Source organism: Arthrobacter sp. cf158, from assembly GCF_900106835.1.
Classification (GTDB): Bacteria; Actinomycetota; Actinomycetes; order Actinomycetales; family Micrococcaceae; genus Arthrobacter.
Window position 1 is genome coordinate 531,652 of the sequence record NZ_FNNR01000002.1, and the last position, 19,821, is coordinate 551,472.

The 19,821-nt window shown below is 62.2% G+C and carries 16 protein-coding genes and 3 tRNA genes; 6 read left to right on the forward strand and 13 right to left on the reverse strand.

What is annotated here, in order from left to right:
- Positions 1 to 107: 107 nt before the first annotated feature.
- Positions 108 to 677 carry a DM13 domain-containing protein gene (locus BLW08_RS05515; RefSeq protein ID WP_090818768.1) on the reverse strand — a complete coding sequence of 190 codons (570 nt, stop codon included), beginning with the start codon at positions 675 to 677 and terminating at the stop codon, positions 108 to 110.
- Positions 678 to 794: 117 nt separating this feature from the next.
- Here BLW08_RS05515 and BLW08_RS05520 point away from each other — a divergent pair, with 117 nt between their 5' ends.
- The gene (locus tag BLW08_RS05520) at positions 795 to 1,991 is read left to right on the forward strand and encodes an SLC13 family permease (protein WP_091323799.1); all 1,197 of its coding nucleotides are present in this window, start codon (positions 795 to 797) and stop codon (positions 1,989 to 1,991) included.
- Here BLW08_RS05520 and BLW08_RS05525 read toward each other — a convergent pair.
- Positions 1,988 to 2,656 carry a DUF1684 domain-containing protein gene (locus tag BLW08_RS05525; RefSeq protein WP_091323802.1) on the reverse strand — a complete coding sequence of 223 codons (669 nt, stop codon included), beginning with the start codon at positions 2,654 to 2,656 and terminating at the stop codon, positions 1,988 to 1,990. The genes BLW08_RS05520 and BLW08_RS05525 overlap by 4 nt on opposite strands.
- A gap of 54 nt (positions 2,657 to 2,710) precedes the next feature.
- On the opposite strand from BLW08_RS05525, the gene BLW08_RS05530 reads away from it, so the two are divergent.
- Together BLW08_RS05530 and BLW08_RS05535 are read left to right on the forward strand one after the other, a co-directional pair.
- On the forward strand, positions 2,711 to 3,556 hold the full coding sequence (locus BLW08_RS05530; protein ID WP_091323804.1) for a hypothetical protein: 846 nt from the start codon (positions 2,711 to 2,713) through the stop codon (positions 3,554 to 3,556).
- Between the two features lie 69 nt (positions 3,557 to 3,625).
- The gene (locus BLW08_RS05535; protein WP_090818780.1) at positions 3,626 to 4,432 is read left to right on the forward strand and encodes a transglutaminase-like domain-containing protein; all 807 of its coding nucleotides are present in this window, start codon (positions 3,626 to 3,628) and stop codon (positions 4,430 to 4,432) included.
- Here BLW08_RS05535 and BLW08_RS05540 read toward each other — a convergent pair.
- From BLW08_RS05540 to bcp, 7 genes are all read right to left on the reverse strand, one after another.
- Positions 4,429 to 4,890: a MarR family winged helix-turn-helix transcriptional regulator gene (locus BLW08_RS05540; RefSeq protein WP_090818782.1), complete on the reverse strand. Its 462-nt coding sequence runs from the start codon at positions 4,888 to 4,890 to the stop codon at positions 4,429 to 4,431. The genes BLW08_RS05535 and BLW08_RS05540 overlap by 4 nt on opposite strands.
- Complete coding sequence (locus BLW08_RS05545; protein ID WP_090818786.1) at positions 4,890 to 6,014, reverse strand: LLM class flavin-dependent oxidoreductase; 1,125 nt, start codon at positions 6,012 to 6,014, stop codon at positions 4,890 to 4,892. The genes BLW08_RS05540 and BLW08_RS05545 overlap by 1 nt, the downstream gene beginning before the upstream one ends.
- A 138-nt stretch (positions 6,015 to 6,152) precedes the next feature.
- Positions 6,153 to 9,371 (reverse strand): efflux RND transporter permease subunit, encoded by a 3,219-nt coding sequence (locus tag BLW08_RS05550; protein WP_091323808.1) that lies wholly within the window; start codon positions 9,369 to 9,371, stop codon positions 6,153 to 6,155.
- 67 nt (positions 9,372 to 9,438) lie between these two features.
- Positions 9,439 to 10,944 carry a malate:quinone oxidoreductase gene (locus BLW08_RS05555; RefSeq protein WP_091323810.1) on the reverse strand — a complete coding sequence of 502 codons (1,506 nt, stop codon included), beginning with the start codon at positions 10,942 to 10,944 and terminating at the stop codon, positions 9,439 to 9,441.
- A gap of 79 nt (positions 10,945 to 11,023) precedes the next feature.
- On the reverse strand, positions 11,024 to 12,676 hold the full coding sequence (locus BLW08_RS05560; RefSeq protein ID WP_175538595.1) for an ABC transporter substrate-binding protein: 1,653 nt from the start codon (positions 12,674 to 12,676) through the stop codon (positions 11,024 to 11,026).
- A 203-nt stretch (positions 12,677 to 12,879) separates the two neighbouring features.
- Positions 12,880 to 12,961, reverse strand: a tRNA-Leu gene (locus tag BLW08_RS05565).
- Between the two features lie 62 nt (positions 12,962 to 13,023).
- Positions 13,024 to 13,497: a thioredoxin-dependent thiol peroxidase gene (bcp, locus tag BLW08_RS05570; protein WP_090818798.1), complete on the reverse strand. Its 474-nt coding sequence runs from the start codon at positions 13,495 to 13,497 to the stop codon at positions 13,024 to 13,026.
- Between the two features lie 85 nt (positions 13,498 to 13,582).
- Between bcp and BLW08_RS05575 the strand changes: the two genes are divergently transcribed.
- Positions 13,583 to 14,050: a MarR family winged helix-turn-helix transcriptional regulator gene (locus tag BLW08_RS05575; RefSeq protein WP_090818800.1), complete on the forward strand. Its 468-nt coding sequence runs from the start codon at positions 13,583 to 13,585 to the stop codon at positions 14,048 to 14,050.
- 107 nt (positions 14,051 to 14,157) lie between these two features.
- Here BLW08_RS05575 and BLW08_RS05580 read toward each other — a convergent pair.
- The 4 genes from BLW08_RS05580 to BLW08_RS05595 all read right to left on the reverse strand — a co-directional run bounded on the left by BLW08_RS05580 (position 14,158) and on the right by BLW08_RS05595 (position 16,774).
- Positions 14,158 to 14,233, reverse strand: a tRNA-Lys gene (locus BLW08_RS05580).
- A gap of 191 nt (positions 14,234 to 14,424) precedes the next feature.
- Positions 14,425 to 14,497: transfer RNA gene (locus BLW08_RS05585), tRNA-Lys, on the reverse strand.
- A 116-nt stretch (positions 14,498 to 14,613) separates the two neighbouring features.
- Positions 14,614 to 15,723, reverse strand: coding sequence for a PQQ-dependent sugar dehydrogenase (locus tag BLW08_RS05590; RefSeq protein WP_091323892.1), 1,110 nt, complete (start codon positions 15,721 to 15,723; stop codon positions 14,614 to 14,616).
- A 16-nt stretch (positions 15,724 to 15,739) separates the two neighbouring features.
- A complete protein-coding gene (locus tag BLW08_RS05595) occupies positions 15,740 to 16,774 on the reverse strand; it encodes a sunset domain-containing protein (protein ID WP_254779699.1) in 1,035 nt (344 codons plus the stop codon).
- A 178-nt stretch (positions 16,775 to 16,952) separates the two neighbouring features.
- Here BLW08_RS05595 and BLW08_RS05600 point away from each other — a divergent pair, with 178 nt between their 5' ends.
- Both BLW08_RS05600 and ilvD read left to right on the forward strand, forming a co-directional pair.
- Positions 16,953 to 17,885, forward strand: coding sequence for a LysR family transcriptional regulator (locus BLW08_RS05600; protein ID WP_091323813.1), 933 nt, complete (start codon positions 16,953 to 16,955; stop codon positions 17,883 to 17,885).
- Between the two features lie 109 nt (positions 17,886 to 17,994).
- Positions 17,995 to 19,716: a dihydroxy-acid dehydratase gene (gene ilvD / locus BLW08_RS05605; protein WP_091323815.1), complete on the forward strand. Its 1,722-nt coding sequence runs from the start codon at positions 17,995 to 17,997 to the stop codon at positions 19,714 to 19,716.
- Positions 19,717 to 19,821 lie beyond the last annotated feature (105 nt).

The window sequence follows — 19,821 nt, forward strand, 5'->3', positions numbered from 1 at the left end:
CATCCTACGTCCCCTCAGTTGTCATCAGTGCGTTGGCGGCCAGCTTTACGCCCCGCGACGACACGCGACCTCGCGGAGGTCAACCCGTCGCGCGGCCCCACAACGCGTCAGGCGAGAGGCGCAGAGCCGAAAGCCACGCTGAAACGGTCGCACCACAGAACTACGGAGGTCAGGCCTGAGAGATCGGTGCCGGCAGGGATGACGTAATTGTGATTGCCATGCGTGGCCTTGACCGCTCCGAGATCTACGTATCGTCCGGAGCGGTACTTGAACCAGTCGCCGCCGGCTTCGAGGCTGCTGAGCCACACCTTGACGTCCGGGCCATCGCTGCTGGCCAGGTTCTCAAGCCGAAGCAAGTGACCGCCATCGGGCAGCTCCAGGACCAGTGCGGTTCCGGATGTTGCGTGCTCCTGTGATTCGAAAGTACCCGAGCTGACCACCACCGGTTCCTGGGACACGGGACGTGGACCGTTGGCCGCAGAGGACGATGGTACGGAATGTGGTGTCCCGCTCACGGAAGCCCCCACAGCAGGCAGGGCCTCGTTGATGCTGCTGGAAGTGAAGATCCGCCACGGCTGAAACAGTGCGGCTCCTGCCAGCACCGCGCAAACGACCGCTGCACCGGCGATCGCGGCGAGTGTCGTGTGGGCCCGGATCAACCTCCGGAAACGGTTCATGGTCCAACGTTAGGCTTCAACACAGCACCGTGGGGGCGTCATTGCTTACAGTACGATGACATGCCGTTGACCGTGCCCCGGAGCTGGAACACAGGGCCCGGGCTTAGAATCCGTTTCATGCGTCTGGCGATCATCGGCTTGGTCCTTCTCGTGGCAGGTGGGGTCACCGTCGCCACGGGTGTCCTGCCATGGCAGGAAGTCGCGGTCCTGATAGACCGGGTGGCGCCCATCCTGGGCTTTGTGGTTGCCATGACAGTGGTGACCGAGCTGGTGAGCGAGGCGGGTGCCTTCCAATGGATTGCCCGGCATCTGCGCGGGTGGGGACGCGGACGCAGCGTCCTGCTGTGGCTACTCGTGGCACTGTTCGCCACCTTGAGTACCATCTTTCTGTCCTTGGATACGACGGCGGTGCTCCTCACCCCGGTGGTGGTCACGGTGGCCCGCCAGGCTGGCTTGCCCGTCCTGCCCTTTGCTTTGACGACTGTGTGGCTGGCGAACACGGCAAGCCTTTTGCTTCCCATCTCCAATCTGACCAACCTTTTGGCGCAGCACAATCTGGGAGGCATCAGTCCTGCCCAGTTCGCCCAGCTCATGTGGGCGCCGTCCCTGGCCGCCGTCCTGGTGCCTTTGGCATGTGTCGCTGTGGTGTTCCGGCGCGATCTGCGGAAGACCTATGCCAGGGACTCCACGCGTCCCGTCCACAGCCCTTCGGCAAGTCCGGCCGCGGACGGGGTCCTGTTGCTGGTCAGTGCGATTGTCCTGTTGTTGCTGTTGCCGGCTTTGGTATCCGGAGTGGCCATCTGGATTCCCGCCGCAGCGGCCGCGGCCATCCTGGCCGTGGCCTTTGCCGTCCGTCGGCCCAAGGTGCTCACAGTGACCTTGATTCCGTGGTCCTTGCTGCTGTTCACCTGCGGCCTCTTCCTGGTGGTTGAGGCCACCCAATACCTCGGGGCCTCCGTGGTGCTGGGAGAGGTGGCAGGCCAGGGCGATGGGTTCTTTGAACTGCTGCGGTTGGCCATGACAGGAGCCCTGGGCTCCAACGTCGTCAATAACCTGCCCGCCTACTTGCTGGCCGAACCACTGGCCGGGACATCCCAAAGAATGGCTGCACTGCTGGTTGGCGTCAACGCGGGCCCACTGATCACGCCGTGGGCATCACTGGCCACCCTGTTGTGGCATGACCGCCTGGTGCGGATGAATGTGCTGATCAAGTGGAAGGGGTACGCCGTCTTGGGCTTGATCGTGGCCCCGCTGACCATACTGGCTGCCATCGCGGCGCTCACCGTTGTGGGGCCTGGCGGGTTGTTTGGCTAGCCCAGGTACATTTCGCCGACGGGAACCTCACTGGCCAGGCGATTGGCTGGTCCTGCCAGTGGGCATGCCCAAGCTTCGTTGTAGGCGCACGACGGGTTGTAGGCGAAGTTGAAGTCCAGAATGAATTCCTGTTCCGCCGACGAGCCCCTGGTCCCGTGGAATGAGCCCTTCACCGTGTCCAGGAGATACCGCCCGGCTCCGTAGCTTCCGCCGGTTTTCCCGGCCGTGGCGTCGCGGAAGGGTACGAAGATGCCGCCCCCGTAGCTCCGCAGTCGCCAGGCAGCCAACGAGCCAAGACCGGGCAACTCAAAAGTGCCGATTCTGACAAACGGCACCACACCGTCGGTGCCTGTCTCAACATTCATTTCCTGCCCCGCACCTTCGGGGGACAATGCGGCGTACCTGCGGAAACCGGGATCGTACTCGGCGGTGCGCAGTCCGGTGAATGAAGCCTTCACTTCGGGTGTCAGTGCTGAGGCTGGATGCGTGGCGAACATCAGATCGCGTTCCTGCCGCCAAAACACGTGGGCGTCGAACGGATTGGTGGCCGCAAGCTGACGCACTTTGTCGTAGAGGGCGAACGTCCGCAAGCGCCAGTCAGCTATTTCCACTGCGGACATTGGGGGGACACTGTCCTCTAATTCGTCGTGCTGATCGGGAGCCATACCTTCAGCCTAGTCCTGTGCGTGTCGCGGCAACGCCGCCACTAGGCTGTGCTCATGAACCCGCACCGCATTCCAAGGAGGCTGGCCGCGTCGGCACTGGCGGTATCCCTGCTGACGGCGACTGCCGCATGCTCCACGGAAAACAAGGGCCCGCAAGTCAGTTCCACTGCCACCTCGCGTCCGAATACGTCGGAGTCAGGCACGGCGACTCCAACAGAAGGCACGACGACGGCACCCGGTTCACCGTCGGTGTCGCCAGGGTCCAGCGGGACGGCTTCTCCAACGGATTCAGCTGAGGTAAGCCCGACTCCGGCGGCCACGGCGGTGTCGTGGAAGACATACACCGATGCGGCCAAGTCTGTGAGTTTTGACTTGCCCAAGGAGTGGATTGCACAGTCGGTAGCTCCGGAGGCGGGCTCTTTGCCCGGCGCGCTGAAAGTCGAAGTCAAGGATGGAGAGGGACGCTACGTAGCCACGCTGCAGACTGGCCTGCCACCTGCTGTGCCGGCTGCCTGCCCAGCAGGACAAGGGCGGCCATACGTGGTGATCAGCAGCGTACCCTTGGATGTTCCGCACTCCGACGGCCCGGACACCATAGATCCCAGGGTGGTTTTTCGTGTTATTCAGGGCTATAAGTTTTTCGGCTCCTACGGAATCACCAATGTGGTGGCCGGTGCTGACGGGCAATCCTGCGAACTTCGGAACCGGGTGCTCGGGCCCGCCAACAAGGGGGATTACTCGTTCGGGGACGTCCCGGCTGTCCATGCCTTCGCCGCTGATGAGAAGGTGGCACCGGCCAAAGCATTCGACACTCTGGACCTGGCCGCCAAGTACGCAGTCCATGGCTCTGAGTTCGCCAATGTCCAGCGGATGCTACTGTCTCTGAAGGTCAATTTGTAGTCCTGCGATTGGCTGATCCACGCAACGGCGGCATTGGGGCTGCCCGCCGCAACCCACCCCGGAGATCAATTGGAACGCAACGTTGCTGCCACGCTCGTTTTCAAGACCGCAGCCAACACCAAGGTAGCGATGGCAATAGCCGTGGCCCGGAACTCCGGCTACGAGTCATTGACGGAGACCCTGTCCATCACTTCGGCTGGAGGAGATGTTCCGTTCGCCGAACTTAGCGACCACCACGGCGGACGCTTCCAGTACATGGAGTTCAGCGAACCGAGCGAAGTGTCGGTGGAGTACCGCGCCACCGTCCACGGCTTTGGCGTGCCTGATGAATCCTCTCCCATGGAGCTGATCCGTTACGTCCGTCCCAGCAGGTATGCCGAGTCCGACCGGCTGCTGCCCACGTCCTATGCCGAATTCGGTGGCCTGCAGGGAGCCGAACTGCTCCACGCTGTCCGCACCTGGGTCAACGGTGAGCTCCGCTACGTCAGCGGATCCTCGCGAGGTACCGACGGCGCCGTGGAAACGCTGCTTCACCGGAAGGGCGTATGCCGGGATTTTGCCCACCTCGCCATCGCCCTGTTGAGGGCAAAAGATGTTCCCGCCCGACTCGCCGCGGTCTACGCTCCAGGCTTGAGTCCCATGGATTTCCACGCCGTGGCGGAAGCTCACATTGACGGTGCCTGGCACATCATCGATCCCACTGGACTGGCGCCACGGGAATCCATGCTCCGCATTACGGCGGGTCGTGATTCCTCGGACACGGCGTTCCTGTCCACCGTGGGAGGCAGCCTTTCCCTCAAGACACTCAAAGTGAGTGCATCGATCAACGGGGAGCTCCCGGTGGAGGACCTCCGGGAGCTCATCAGCCTGCGTTAGTGTCCAGCCACGGAGGCCCGGAGCTTTTCGGTCAGGCGCAACAGCTCCCGCTGTTCGTCTGCGGTGAGTGCTGGTGCCACCAAGTGGGCGATGTCGCGAACGTGTTCGCGGCCGATCGTCTTTTGCAGTTCACTGCCGGCCTCGGTGAGTGACAGCAGGACCCCACGGCCGTCGTCGGGCGCTGTAGTCCGTTCCACCAAACCGCGCTTCTCCAAGCGGTCCACCAGCCGGCTCAGGCTGGACTGGCTCAACAGCACTTTGTCGTTGATTTCGTTGAGGCGCAGCTGGCCGGAGGGGCACCGGGACAGGGTGAACAGGACGTCATACTCCTTGACGGGGAGATTCTTGAACGCGGGTCCGGATTGGAGCTTCCGCATCACCGCCACCTGGGAGCGGAACAACGACTCCCAGGTTTCGGCGGCGAGGCGGACGGCGGACGACGCCGAGGGGCCGGACATCAGGCGTCCTGCCCCGCGGCCCCGGCGGCTGCGGATTCGCTGACCCTGGCCTCCAGCGCTGCGGCAACGCGGGAAGCGTGGGTGGGAGCGTCGGGTACATGGGCCGGCTTCATGGCAGCGTATTCCTTGCGGAGGACAGGAAGGACTTCCTCGCCGAAGAGGTCCAACTGCTCCAGGACGGTCTTCAATGGAAGACCAGCGTGGTCGATCAGGAACAACTGGCGCTGGTAATCGCCGAAGGCCTCGCGGAATGTGAGTGTCTTTTCGATGACTTCCTGCGGGCTGCCTACCGTCAGGGGTGTTTGGGACGTGAAGTCCTCCAGTGAAGGTCCGTGGCCGTACACCGGTGCATTGTCGAAGTAGGGGCGGAATTCCTTCACCGCGTCCTGGGAGTTTTTCCTCATGAAGAACTGGCCTCCCAGCCCGACGATTGCCTGGTCAGCCTTGCCGTGCCCGTAGTGCTCGTAGCGCTCACGGTAGAGGCCGATCAGCTGCTGGTAGTGCTCCTTGGGCCAGAAAATGTTGTTGGCGAAGAAGCCGTCGCCGTAATACGCCGCTACTTCCGCGATCTGTGGCGTCCGGATGGAGCCGTGCCACACAAAGGGAGCGACGTCGTCGAGCGGTCGCGGCGTGGAGGTGAAGTTCTGCAGCGGCGTGCGGAACTTGCCTGACCAGTTGACGGTGTCCTCGTCCCAGAGCTTGCGGAGCAGGCTGTAGTTCTCGATCGCGAGCTCGATCCCGTCCTGGATGTTCTTGCCGAACCAGGGGTACACCGGAGCCGTGTTGCCGCGTCCCAGGACCAGGTCCACGCGACCATCGGAGAGGTGTTGGAGCATGGCGAAGTCTTCGGCAATCTTGACCGGATCATTGGTGGTGATCAGTGTAGTGGCCGTGGAAAGTGTGATGCGCTCTGTCTGGGCGGCAATGTAGGCCAGCGTGGTGGTGGGGGAGGAGGAGAAGAAGGGCCGGTTGTGGTGCTCGCCCAAGGCGTAGACATCCATGCCGATTTCTTCGACCTTCTTGGCGATGGCAACGGAGGCCTTGATGCGTTCGTTTTCCGTGGGCGTGCGGCCCGTGGTGGGGTCAGTGGTGATGTCACTGACGCTGAATACGCCGATCTGCATGATGTGCCTTTCTCCCTGCCCGTGGTTCCGGGCTCTGTAAACAGTGTACCTCAAACTAGATGCATTTGCATGTATCACTGCCTGTAACAGGGCAGGGCCGGGAAATGTTCCCGGCCCTGCTGATGGTGTCGAGGGTGGCTACTCCGCGGTGTTGTGTGCCGCGCGGCGGCCCTTGACCCGGGGAATCATGCCCGTGGTCCAGTCCTGGAACTCGTCCGCTCCATTGCCGGATGGGCTGCCTGTGCCGCTTGTCGGCGTCGGCTTATCCTGAAGGTCCTTCAATAGTTGCTTCTTCTCCCGGCGGCCTTCCACCAACTTGTACAGCACGGGCACCAGGACCAGTGTCAGCGCAGTGGAGGAGACCAAGCCACCGATGACCACAATGGCCAAGGGCTGGGAAATGAACCCGCCGCCGCCCGTCAGGCCCAAAGCCATCGGAGTCAGGGCGAACACTGTGGCCAGCGCCGTCATCAGGATCGGCCGGAGGCGCTGGCGGGCACCGTGCGTGATGGCATCCGCCACGTTCATGCCCGGACTGCCGTCATGTGGTTTGCGGTATTGGTTGATGAGGTCGATCAGCACAATCGCGTTGGTGACCACGATTCCCACCAGCATGAGCATGCCAATCAGCGAGGGGAGTCCCAGCGGAACGCCGGTCAGCAGCAGCAGGCCAACGGCACCCGTTGCGGCGAAGGGGACCGAGACCAGCAGGATCAGCGGTTGGATCAGTGATTTGAAGGCTGCCACCATGATCACGTAGACGATGGCGATGGCGGCCAGCAGAGCCAAGCCGAGTTGCCGGAATGACTCCGCCTGTTGGGTGGTGGCGCCACCGATGGTGGCGGTGACCCCGGCCGGCAAATCGACGGAGGCCAGCCGCTCCTGAACCGCTGTGCTCACGCTTCCGAGGTTGGAGCCCGACGGCGTCACGGTCACCTTCGCTGTCCGCTGGCCGTTGCTGCTGGTGATGGACACAGGAGTGTCCACCTGCTCGACGGCGGCAATGGACTCAAGCGCTACGCCACCCCGGGCTGTGGGGAGTTGGAGTCCCCGGACCGCTGCAATGCTGGTGAAACGCGTTCCTTCACCAATCTGCACTGGGTAGTCGTTGGTGTCGATCCTGACAGTGCCGGCAGGAATGGGGCTGACCGTGGAGGCAAGGAAGGCTCCTACCTGCTCTTCGGTCAGGCCTGCCGCCACTGCCTTGGCCCGGTCAACGCGGACCTGGACCACCGACTGCTTGGCGGCCAGGTTAGTGGCTACTTCGGAACTGCCGGGAACGCCTTCCATGGCCTTCACCATGGCATCGCTGGCTGTCTGAAGATCGGCGGAGTTCGCTGCCTTGATGGTGATGTCCACGGTGGAGGAGGTGCCGAAACCGCCCTGCTGGGATCCCACCGTGACTTTCCCGGCGGCCCCTCCGAGCTTGCTGCGGACCTCGTCCTGAAGCTTGGTTTGGTTCACTTTCTCGTCCGTGACAATGGTGAACGTCGAGTTGGATGAGCCGGTGGACGTCAGCGCGGCAAAGCCCGTTTGGGCGTTGCCTGACGTGACCTGGACGTCCTTGATGCCGTCGATGCCCTTGAGGGAATCTTCGATCTTTGTGGCCTCTTCGCTGGTGGCCTGCAGGCTGGTTCCGGCCGGGAGGACCTGGCGCACAGTCATGCTGTTCTCGCCGGAGCGGCCCAAAAGATCAGTGGCCAGAAGAGGCGAGACGGCGATGGTGGCCACCAGAATCAATGCCGCGGCTGACAAGGTGATGACGGGATGTTTCTGCGTCTTGGCAAGAATCGGAAGGTAACCGCGCTGGAGGCGGCTCCGTTGTTCGGCTTCCCGGGCCTTCTCGGCGGCTTCCTTGGCTGATGCCTGTGCCTCAGCGCCCTTTCCGGGTGAGGAAAGGAACCAATAGGCCAGGACCGGAACGATCGTCAGGGAAACCAGCAGTGATGACAACAGCGCGATGGTTACAGTGAGGGCGAAGGGCCGGAACAGCTCACCGGCGAGGTCGCCCACGAAAGCGATGGGGAGGAACACGGCCACAGTGGTGAGGGTGGAGGCGGTAATGGCTCCGGCAACTTCACGGATGGACGTCACGATGGCGTTCAGTTTGTGTTCGCCATAGCTGAGGTGTCGTTTGATGTTCTCGATCACCACAATGGAATCGTCCACCACACGGCCGATGGCAATGGTGAGGGCACCGAGGGTGAGGATGTTCAGGGAGTACCCAGTGGCCGAGATGCCGATGAACGTGATGAGCAGGGACAGCGGAATGGACACTGCCGTTACCAAAGTAGACCGCACAGACATCAGGAACAGCAGGATGACGGCCACAGCGAAGCCCAAGCCCAGGAGGCCTTCGGTAGTGAGGTCCTTGATGGATTTCTCAATGAAGGGGGCTTGGTCGAACACCGGGGTGAAGGTGGCGTTGTTTCCCAGCTCGGCTTCCATGGGTGCAATTGCATCGCGTACGGCGTGCGATATCGCCACCGTGTCACCTTCTGGTTTCTTGGTGACAGACAATGCCAGCGTGGGCTTGCCATTGGTGCGCGTGATGGACGTGGCGGCATCGTCCTCAATGCTGACTTCCGCGACGGCCCCGATGGTGGCGGCGGTCCTGGTGCCCGCCAAGGGAAGGCCCTTGATAATGTCCAAGGAGTCCACCGGGCTGCCGAGCTGCAGGGAGAGGGTTTTTCCCTGATCCTCGATGGTTCCCACCGGAACCAAGGTCCCGTTGTTCTTCAGCGCATTGTTAATGGCCTGGACGGAAGCTCCGGTGGCAGCGAGATCGGCAGGACGTGGCTGGATGAGGATGTGCTGGCTGGCGCCGCCTGTCACATCGGCGCCGCGGACGCCGTCGATCTTCTGGAGCCGCGGGACGCTCAGCCGCAGGAGGTCGGCGTTGAGTTCGCTGAGCGGCTTGTCCGAGGACACGGCGAGGTAGACGATCGGGAAGTCACTGATGTTGCCGGCGATGGACTGTGGTTCCACGTTGGCGGGCAGTACCCGCTTCGCGTTGGAAATGGCCCGGTCGATCTGGTTGCGTGCCCGGTCCAGGTTGGAACCGTAGGTGAACACCATGGTGATCTGCGAAACGCCGTTGCGTGAGGTCGACGTGGTGGACTCAAGGCCCTCGACGCTGTTCAGCGCTGTTTCCAGGGGCTGGCTGAGCTGCTTGTCCACCACTTCCGGAGAGGCCCCAGGCATGGAGGTGACCACGGTGATTTGAGGGAACTCGATGGACGGGATGAGTTCCTGCTTCAGTGACCCCATGGTGATCACGCCGAACACCGCCGCAAAAACGGTGATCAGCGCGATCAGGGCACGATTTCCCAGGGACAGCGTGGCCAGGCGGAACATTTCATTGACTCCTGAGGTCTAACGAACGATTCAGCTGACGGGAACCGGCCGCAGCCCCGGGTGTGGCCTAGCTTTGGACGGCGTTGGCCACTTCCAGCTGCAGGGACCGTGCTGTGCTTGCTTCCAGCTCGGAAGCGAGCTCAGGGTTCTCGTTGAGCTTGACGCCGTAGCCCGGCATCATGTCCTTGAGCTTGGACTGCCAACCCTTGAAGTTCTTGGGGAAGGACTTCTGCAGCAGTTCGATCATGATGGGCACGGCCGTGGAAGCACCCGGGGAAGCTCCCAACAGGGCACCAATGGAACCATCACGGGAAGCAATGACCTCGGTGCCGAACTGCAGGACGCCACCCTTCTGCGGGTGCTTCTTGATGATCTGCACCCGCTGGCCGGCCGTGATGAGTTCCCAATTGGCGCCGGCAGCCTCGGGGTAGTACTCCCGAAGGGACTCCACCTTGGCTTCGTGGCGCTTGGCCACTTCCTTGATGAGGTAGGCGGTGAGGTCCATGTTGTCCTTGGCCACTGCAAGCATCGGGATGATGTTTCCCGGACGGATGGACAACGGGAGGTCCAAGTAACTGGAGGTCTTCAGGAAGTTCGTGGAGAACCCGGCGTACGGGCCGAACAGCAGGGAGCGCTTGCCGTCCACGTACCGGGTGTCCAAGTGGGGGACAGACATGGGGGGAGCGCCAACGGATGCCTGGCCGTAGACCTTGGCGCTGTGCTGGGACGTAATGGCGTCATCCGTGCAACGGAAGAACTGGCCGGACACGGGGAAGCCGCCGTAGCCCTTGCTTTCGGGAATTCCCGAGGCCTGCAGCAGGTGGAGTGCTCCGCCGCCGGCTCCTACAAAGACGAACTTCGCGTGGATACGGCCGTGCTCCCCGGACTTGGGGTGCTTGATGGACAGGTCCCATCCGCCGCCGGCTGCACGGCTGATGTTGGTGACATCGTGGCCGTAGTTGACCTCTGCGCCGCTGTCCTGCAGGTAAGTGGTCAGTTCGCGCGTCAAGGCGCCGAAATCGACGTCGGTGCCCTCAGCTGCGCGGGTGGCGGCGACGCGCTGCTTGCGGTCCCGGCCCTTGACGATCAGCGGCGCCCACTTGGCGATCTGGGCCTGGTCCTCGGTGTATTCCATGCTGCGGAACAGCGTGTTGGGCTTAAGGGCCTCGTACCGGGTCTTGAGGAAGTCCGCGTGGTCATCGCCAATGACGAAGCTCATGTGCGGAACGGTGTTGATAAAGCCCTTCGGGGACCCGATCACGTTGCTGTCCACCAAATGGGACCAGAACTGGCGGGAGAGCTGGAACTGTTCGTTGATGTGGAGGGCCTTGGACGGATCCACAGAGCCGTCCTTGGCTGCGGGGGAGTAGTTAAGCTCACACAGCGCAGCATGTCCCGTGCCGGCGTTGTTCCACGGCCCGGAGCTCTCAAGCCCCGCTTCGTCGAGTCGTTCGAACAGGGAGATGGTCCAGGTGGGTTCAAGTTGCTTGATGAACGCACCAAGGGTGGCACTCATGATTCCGCCGCCAATAAGGACGACGTCGGCATGTTGAGTCTTGGAAATGAAGGTCACGATCAATCTCCGTTAGCGGCGGCACTGGCTGTCACAGAATATCCCCGCTCAGACCCAATACTGAAATTGCGGGGAATCGTCAAGGCTTTAAGCGGACGTTCGTGAAAACTTCGTTGAGGACGGGGGAAGCGGGGTAGCTTTCCACCTTGTTGGACAACGCCAGTGCAGAGATGGGGAAGGCAATCGGAACGGCCGGCACCGATGCCGCGATCTCCGCGTTGATGGCCTGGTACTGGGCATTGCGGTCGTTGCCGTTGGGCATGGCCCGGGCCCGTTCGATCTTGTGGAAGACCTCAGAGTCCGAGTATCCGAACTCCGCCCGTGTTTCCCCGAAGAGTGGGCCGAGGAAGTTGTCGGCGTCTGCGTAGGAGCCGTTCCAGCCGAGCAGGTGCAGGCCACGGTCCCCGGCGGACTGTACGCGCTGCAGGTAGCCGTCCTCCCAGTCCACTGGCACAGGCTTAATGTTGAAGCCCACTGCCACAAGCTGGCGGCTGATTTCTGCGTAGATCTTCTCCGGAGTGGGCATATAGGCGCGGGTGGCGTTGAGTGGGTAGTAGAACTTGATTTCCTCGCCCTTGTAGCCCGCTTTTTCCAGCAGTTGCTTGGCCTTCTCCGGGTTGTATCCAAGGGACGGAGCGTTGTTGTTGAAGCCACTGAGCTTTGGTGGCACAAACTGGGATGCTTGCGCCGTGTTGTCGATGAAGAAGCGCCGGATGAGCGTTTCCTTGTCAACGGCCATTTCGATCGCTTGGCGGACTTCAAGCTTCTCCAGCGGGGCAACAGCCTGGTTGATGCCGAGGTACATCACCGAGAAGGGGTCGCGTTGGATGATCTGCACGCCCTTTTTGACCAACTGGTCAAAGGTCCCGGATGTCACGAGGTCGTAGGCGTCGATCTTGCCGTCCAGGAGGGCCTGCTGCCGGGTTTCCGCGCGGTCGTAAGGGATGAAGTTGATGGTGGCGATCTGGCCCCTGTTTCCCCAGTACCCCTTGTAACTGGACAGGGTGACCTTGTTCTCGTCCCATGCGCTGAACTGGTACGGGCCAGTCCCCACAGGATGGCTGGAGTAGGCGGAGACCGCTTGCCCGTTCTGGACTTTATCCAGGACGTTGGCCTTCTGGGCCTCCAAGGCAGTGGGGGATGAGATGGCAAATGCCGGCAGCGTCAAAGCCTGCAGGAAGCCTGTGAAAGGCCTTGTCAGGTTGATCTGGACGTTGCTGGGCGAGACCACCTTGCAGTCCTTGAAGATGGAGAACACCGGCTCGTCCGAATAGGCCTTGAAGACGCCTTGGAACGAGATCCCGGGTGCTTGTTTCCGCAGCTCGGCGGGGAAGGAGAACCACCGGTTGAAGTTGGCGCAGACCGCGGCAGCATCCAAGGGAGTTCCATCATGGAAGGTCACCTCGGAACGGAGCGTGAAATCGTAACTGAGTCCGTTGTTGCTGTCCTTCCACTCCGTGGCGAGGAGGGGAGTGGTATCTCCGGTCTCCCCGTCGACGCCGACGAGGCCTTCCAGAACCTGACGCGTAACCCGGTATGACTCCGAGTCGGCCGTCATTGCGGGGTCGAGTCCCAGAGGCATGGAGGCTGTACCGAAGTTGAACGTGGCAGAAGGCTCTGCAGCCGCGGTGCTGCTGGACGATGATGAAGGCGTCGGGGCTGGTGAGCCCGTGCATGCTGCCAGTGCCAAGACCGCGACGGCGGCTCCGAATTGTACGGTCAGGCGCCGCATTTTGATGCTTGCCACTCTTGTCCCCTCAAGCCGGTTGGAAGTGCTGTGGCCGGCTTCGGCCTGACCGCATTCCAGTCTAGTTGAACGTCCTGAGTGCACTTCCCAGCGCATCTTCAGGAAGCAATCCCCGCTGCTTGAGGAAAAACACCCCTGGTTGCGGCTTCCGCAACCAGGGGTGTTCCGGCAATTGTCCATTGCCGCTGTGCGCAAGGGGGGACTTGAACCCCCACGCCCGAAGGCACAGGAACCTAAATCCTGCGTGTCTGCCAATTTCACCACTCGCGCTGGCTGGCATTTGGGCCGTCTTGGTGGACGCCCCTGCCATATACCGGACTACAGTGTACCCGCTAGTTGTCCAGCTTGAGATCCCGCCGAAGCTTGGCCACGTGGCCTGTCGCGCGGACGTTGTACTGCGCCAAGGAAACCTTCCCGTCCGGGTCCACAACAATGGTGGAACGGATCAGTCCCATGTACGTCCGGCCATAGTTTTTCTTTTCGCCCCAGGCCGCGTAGGCATCAGCCACGGCGTGGTCTTCATCCGAGAGCAGCGGAAAGGTCAGCCCTTCATCAGCAGCGAACTTGGCCAGCGCCTTGACGGGGTCCGGTGAGATGCCCACGACGTCGTAGCCCGCGGCTTGGAGGGAACCCAGAGTGTCGCGGAAGTCACAGGCCTCTTTGGTGCACCCCGGCGTGGAAGCTGCCGGGTAGAAATAGACGATGGTCTTCCGCCCGCGGAAGTCCGACAAGCTGACGTTTTTGCCGGATTCGTCCTGAAGTGTGAAGTTCGGGGCATCATCGCCCGGGATTAGTCTTTCAGCCACAATTTGCTCCTTGCTTACGTTCGCGATTCCCCAGTTTAGTGGGAAGACGCCGCGCCTTCACCCCGTCCGCGCATATACTGGCGGCATGCCAGATATGGAGAGATGGCCCACCACCCGATTGCTTTCGACAGCTGCGCGCCTGGTGGAAATCTCGTGGAACGAAAAATTGAAGTCCATCGGCCTTACCCATGCCGGGGTCATTGCCATGCAAGTGCTGGCAGCCAAGGGTGCAATTACCCAGGCAGCGTTGGCCGAAGTTGCGCGGGTCAAGGCCCAGACCATGGGCACCACTCTTGCGCGTTTGGAGTTGCACGGGCATATCACCCGCCAGCGCAGCGACTCCGACCGGAGAAGCCATGTGGTGACCCTTACAGAGGCCGGCATCGCCGCTCTGGCCGAGGCTGTGAAGCTCGAGCAGGACGTCTTGTCGCCCGTGGCGGTTGATACCGCGCGTCTTCGCGAGGAGCTCAGGGTAGTGGTACGCGGCTTGGCCGGACTGCCCGCGCCGGACGCGGGTTCCCCGGAGCTCGATACCGACGTTCCCCGGGCCTGACCACATTCAGTGCGGAGCGGCCCCTCCGGGGCCCAGCCAATGGTAATTAATGGCCGGGAATAGCAGAAAGGCTCCGGATCGTGGAAACGATCCGGAGCCTTTCTTGTTGGTGCACCCCCCGGGACTCGAACCCGGAACCCATTGATTAAGAGTCAATTGCTCTGCCAGTTGAGCTAGAGGTGCATCTATTGTTTTGGCCCGCTGAAGGAATTCCCATTCCTCATTGACCTCCGCAACGACAAATAACTCTACACCACATTTTCGGCACTCATGACCATTGGATGCTGATCGTGATGCAAGCCATGCTTTCACTATTACGAGAGTGGAAAGCAAAAAGGCCTTGGAGTGAAATTCACTCCAAGGCCTTTCTTTAGTGCACCCCCCGGGACTCGAACCCGGAACCCATTGATTAAGAGTCAATTGCTCTGCCAGTTGAGCTAGAGGTGCAGCTGTTGATTTCGACCAACCCGGGGCTTTTCTTTCCCCGGCGATCTCCGCAACGACATGTAACTCTACACGACTTCTGCCGAACTGTGAAATCCACCGGATCCCGCCGTGATCACTTAGTCAGCTACCCCCAAAATCAGCACAAAATCAGGGTTTCTGTTGTTGCTGAGGATCCACAAAGTGCCGTCGGGGGCGCGGGCAACGTCCCGAAGCCGCCCATACTGTCCTGTGAGATAGGCCACGGGGCTCCCTGCGGCCTCGCCGTTTAGTGGAACGGCCCAGAGCCGTTGGCCCCGGAGGGCGCCGGTGTAAGCGACTCCTTCCAGGATTTCCAGGCCACTCGGTGAGGCGTCGGAGGTGGACGGCCAGACGACTTTGGCGTCGATCAACCCGCTCCTGCCGGGTGCGCCGGTCACGGTGGGCCATCCGTAGTTGCCGCCCGGAGTGATGAGGTTCAGTTCGTCATCCACGTCAGGTCCGAATTCGCTGGCCCACAGCCTCCCCTCCGCGTCCCAGGCCAGGCCTTGCACGTTCCGGTGTCCGTAGCTGTAGACCGGATTGTTGCCGAAGGGATTCCCCGGGGCCGGCTGGCCCTCCGGAGTCAGCCGCAGGATCTTGCCACCCAAGGTGTCGATGTCCTGCGGCTGCTCCCGACGCTGCGAATCGCCGGTCCCCACGTACAGGAATCCGTCCGGGCCAAAGCGGATCCGTCCACCATTGTGCGTCGATGCCTTGGAGATGCCGGAGAAGATGACCTCGGGCTGACCAAGGGCAAGTTTGCCGTCGGCATCCGCATCAAGCCGCATGCGGGCCACTCGGTTGTCGCCGGCGGACGTGAAGTAGGCATACAGCCATCGGTCGCTGGCGAACGTCGGGGAGAGGGCGAGGCCCAGCAGCCCGCCTTCGCCGCCGGGAACCACGCCGGGCACCTCACCAACCGTGGTTGCCTTGCCATCGCGGATGCTTTTGATCTGCGCGGAATCGCGCTCGGAGACAACAGCTGTGCCGTCCGGCAGGAAGGCCACAGACCATGGCAACTGCAGGCCGACGTCGAGCTTTTGAAGAAGTTCGGGAGTCTGCGTCGGGGCCTGTGTCGCCGATGCCTGCGGCGTGGCGGCAGTGCCCGGAGACGAGGGGCTCCCGGTACACGAAGCCAGCCCCAGGATCAGCGTGAGCGCAAAGGCAGGCACCAGGTGCGTTCTGCGAATAACCCAGTGCCTGCTCATGGCGGTTACAGCCGGTTCAGTGCCGGTTGCGCCTGGGCGGGCGGAATCCTGCAGCTTCGGCATGGGCTGCGGACTCGAACCACACGTCTGCGGCAACGTCTCCGTAGCCGGCGGCGTCTTCATCGTGATAGGTCATGTCCGTTGCGCTGGCCTTCACCGGATAGGCCTCGCCCGGCGTACTGGATGAACCGGTTCCGTAGGGATGCTCCGCGGCCAGGTGACCGGAAGCGGCCGGATCCTCAGCGGCGGCGGACTCGGCGCCTGGCAGGGTGGGGGAGTGTGCGTCCGTGTACTCGTGATGATGCACTGGAGTTCCGCCGGCATCCGTCCACGAGGATTCCCACTCGGCCTTGTCTGCTGCTTCATCGGCCCGCGTGACGTCGTCGGCGGTGACCTGCGGCGCAGGGGAACCACCTGCCGTCGCCTGCGCCTCTTCGGCTGTCGTCGGGGGCGCGCCTGCATCCCAGTCGTCAACGTCGCCGGCGTCGGCTGCATGGACTTTGCCGTCCCTGTCAACCAGCGGTTCGTCCACCACAGGTTCCTCAACTGCGGGCTCGTCCACTGCAGGGGCGGCAATGGCCGGTTCCGGCACCATGAGTCCCGGCGTCGCGGCCGGCTGGGATTCGGCAGGCACCGGCTGGGTTTCGGCAGGAACAGTCCCCGGTGAATCCTCGATGACGGAACGGGGTTCAGTTTCCATGTCCTGGCCGCTCCCGGTGGCGTGGGAGGCGTCAGGGGTCCTGTCCTCCACGCTGTTGGAGTGTCCTTCGGTGTCCGGCTCCGCGTCGCCGGGTTCGTCAACAATGCCGGGTTCGTCATGAGTAGGGCCACTGCCCTCGGCGGCCGCCTTGCCCAGGTTGGTCACTCCCGCCAAGCCCGCCACGCCGGCTGCTGCGGCAGCGGTGTCCGGTATTGACCCCGTGTTGCTTGGCTCCATGGCGGCAGGAGCTTGGGGGGAGGTGGAATTGCGCGTTTTGTTGCGGTTCATTAGCCACCAAACAATGGCAATGACCAAAACAATGACAATGACCCAAATAAACCAAGTATCCATGGTGGGCGCCCTTCTGCTCGCAGCGGTGCAGTTCGTGGTGTTCCTGACGTTACGTGCCTGTTTATGGGCTGTCCAGCCTCTGACCTGCTGCTCCACGGAATTGATCAGCTTGCTGAGTAAAGCTGGGGGTTCGAATTCCTTGGAAAGGAAATTGGTTCGCGTCGCCTAGTCTGGCTGCATGGACTTCAAAAGGCTGCAGATTCTGCGCGAACTGGCAGACCGGCAAAGCATTGGAGCCACGGCCGATGCCATGAATGTGACGGCTTCGGCTGTCTCCCAACAGTTGAAGACCTTGCAGGCGGAAATCGGTGTTGTGCTGGTGGAGAAGGTGGGCAGGGGCGTCCAGTTGACTGAGGCGGGGTACGCCATGGCTGCCGCTGCTGCAGACATCGCCACGGCGATGGCCCGGGCAGAATCCACCATTGACACCTATAGGAAGGGCTGGCAGACCCGCGTTTCCGCTGCATTCTTTCCCAGCGCTGCCGAAATGCTGTTGCCCGGAGTGCTGCATCGGGTCGCGGCAGTGGATGGACTCACCTTTGATGCCCATTTTGAGGATCCAGGAACCGCGCACTTCGCACCCTTGGTTGCTGACTACGACATCGTGCTCGCCCACAGTGTGGACGGGCCGGAGGTTTTCGCGCGCCAGGGACTGACGGTGGTTCCGCTCTTGGAAGAGGCGCTCGACGTCGCCATGCCCACCGGGCATCCCTTGGCGGAGAAGGAGCGCTTGAGCCCCGGGGATGTGGTGGGCTACCCCTGGATCGGCGTCCCTGAAGGCTTTCCGTTTGATACGGTCCTTCGCCAGATCGAACTCCATGCCGGCAGGCAGGCGATGAGGGGCCAGCGATATCCCGATCTCCGGGTGTTGGAGGCCTTGGTGGGGGCCGGCCACGGGATCTGCCTCCTCCCTCGCTATACGGCGCGGGCGAGTGCCCGCCGCGGCCTGGTCCTGCGGCCACTGACCGAGGTGAAAGCCAGCCGGAGCATCGTGGCTTTGGCTCGGCAGGAGGTTGCTGCCCGGGCCACCATCGCCAGCGTCCTGGACATGCTCACCACTGAGGCCGCTGCCATCGCGAGGGAGCTGAGCGAGTCACGTCCCACCATTTGAGATACGAATCCAGTATCCGGTCCGGATGTGAGCGCAATATTCGGCAGTTCCCACTTAACCCTGTGTGGAACAACCCTTGGCGGGACCAGGTACACATAGACTTTGGACCATGAGCGACACCACCCAGATTGCGACAGACAACACGCCGGACATCAAACCCCGCAGCCGGGTAGTCACCGACGGGATTCACGCGGCGCCCGCCCGCGGCATGTTCCGCGCGGTAGGCATGGGCGACGACGACTTTGCCAAACCCCAAATTGGTGTCGCCAGCTCATGGAACGAGATCACCCCCTGCAACCTGTCCCTGAACCGTCTTGCGCAGGGTGCCAAGGAAGGTGTCCACGCCGGCGGTGGCTTTCCGATGCAGTTCGGCACCATCTCTGTTTCCGATGGCATCTCCATGGGTCACGAAGGCATGCACTTCTCGCTCGTTTCCCGCGAAGTCATCGCCGACTCCGTGGAGACAGTGATGCAGGCCGAGCGCATCGACGGGTCAGTTCTCCTGGCTGGTTGCGATAAGTCCCTCCCCGGCATGCTCATGGCTGCTGCCCGGTTGGACCTTGCTTCTGTCTTCCTTTATGCCGGCTCCATCATGCCGGGCTGGGTCAAGCTTGAGGATGGTTCGGAGAAGGAAGTCACCTTGATTGACGCCTTCGAGGCGGTCGGTGCCTGTGCTGCAGGCAAGATGAGCATGGAAGACCTCACCCGCATCGAAAAAGCCATCTGTCCTGGTGAAGGCGCCTGTGGTGGTATGTACACGGCCAACACCATGGCCTGCATCGGCGAGGCACTGGGTATGTCCCTTCCGGGTTCGGCCGCGCCGCCGTCGGCAGACCGCCGTCGTGATGATTTCGCACGCAAGTCCGGCGAAGCAGTAGTAAACCTCCTGCGCCTTGGCATCACAGCCAGGGACATCATGACCAAGAAGGCTTTCGAGAATGCCATTGCCGTCACCATGGCTTTCGGCGGTTCCACCAACGCTGTTCTCCACCTGCTGGCGATTGCCCGTGAAGCCGAAGTGGAGCTGACCCTGGATGACTTCAACCGCATCGGCGACAAGATTCCGCACCTTGGAGACCTCAAGCCGTTCGGCCGCTACGTGATGACTGACGTGGACAAGATTGGCGGCGTGCCGGTCATCATGAAGGCGCTGCTCGACGCCGGCCTGCTGCATGGCGACTGCCTCACCGTGACGGGCAAGACCCTCGCGGAGAACCTTGCTTCGATCAACCCGCCGGACCTTGACGGAAAGATCCTCCGCGCGCTGGACAACCCGATCCACAAGACCGGCGGCATCACCATCCTCCACGGCTCCATGGCTCCGGAAGGGGCCGTGGTGAAGAGCGCAGGCTTTGATGCGGATGTGTTTGAGGGCACCGCGCGTGTGTTTGAGCGTGAACAGGGTGCCTTGACTGCCCTGGACAACGGCGAGATCCACAAGGGAGATGTGGTGGTCATCCGCTACGAAGGCCCCAAGGGTGGTCCGGGCATGCGCGAAATGCTTGCCATTACCGGTGCCATCAAGGGTGCGGGCTTGGGCAAGGACGTCCTTCTGCTGACCGATGGCCGCTTCTCCGGCGGTACCACCGGCCTCTGCATCGGCCACGTTGCGCCGGAAGCCGTCGACGGCGGTCCGATCGCCTTCGTCAAGGACGGCGACCGCATCCGGGTGGACATCGCGGCCCGCTCGTTCGATCTCCTGGTTGACGAGGCTGAACTTGAGGCCCGGAAGGATGGCTGGGAGCCGCTGCCGGCCAAGTTCACCAAGGGCGTTCTGGCCAAGTACGCCAAGCTGGTCCACAGCGCCTCCACCGGCGCTTATTGCGGCTGATTCCTGCCGGTGGCTCCGGCTGTCATGAGACAGTCGGAGTCCGGTAGGCGGACATTGCTGTCCAAATAGTGAGATACGATGGTGGTCAATTGACACGTATCTCAC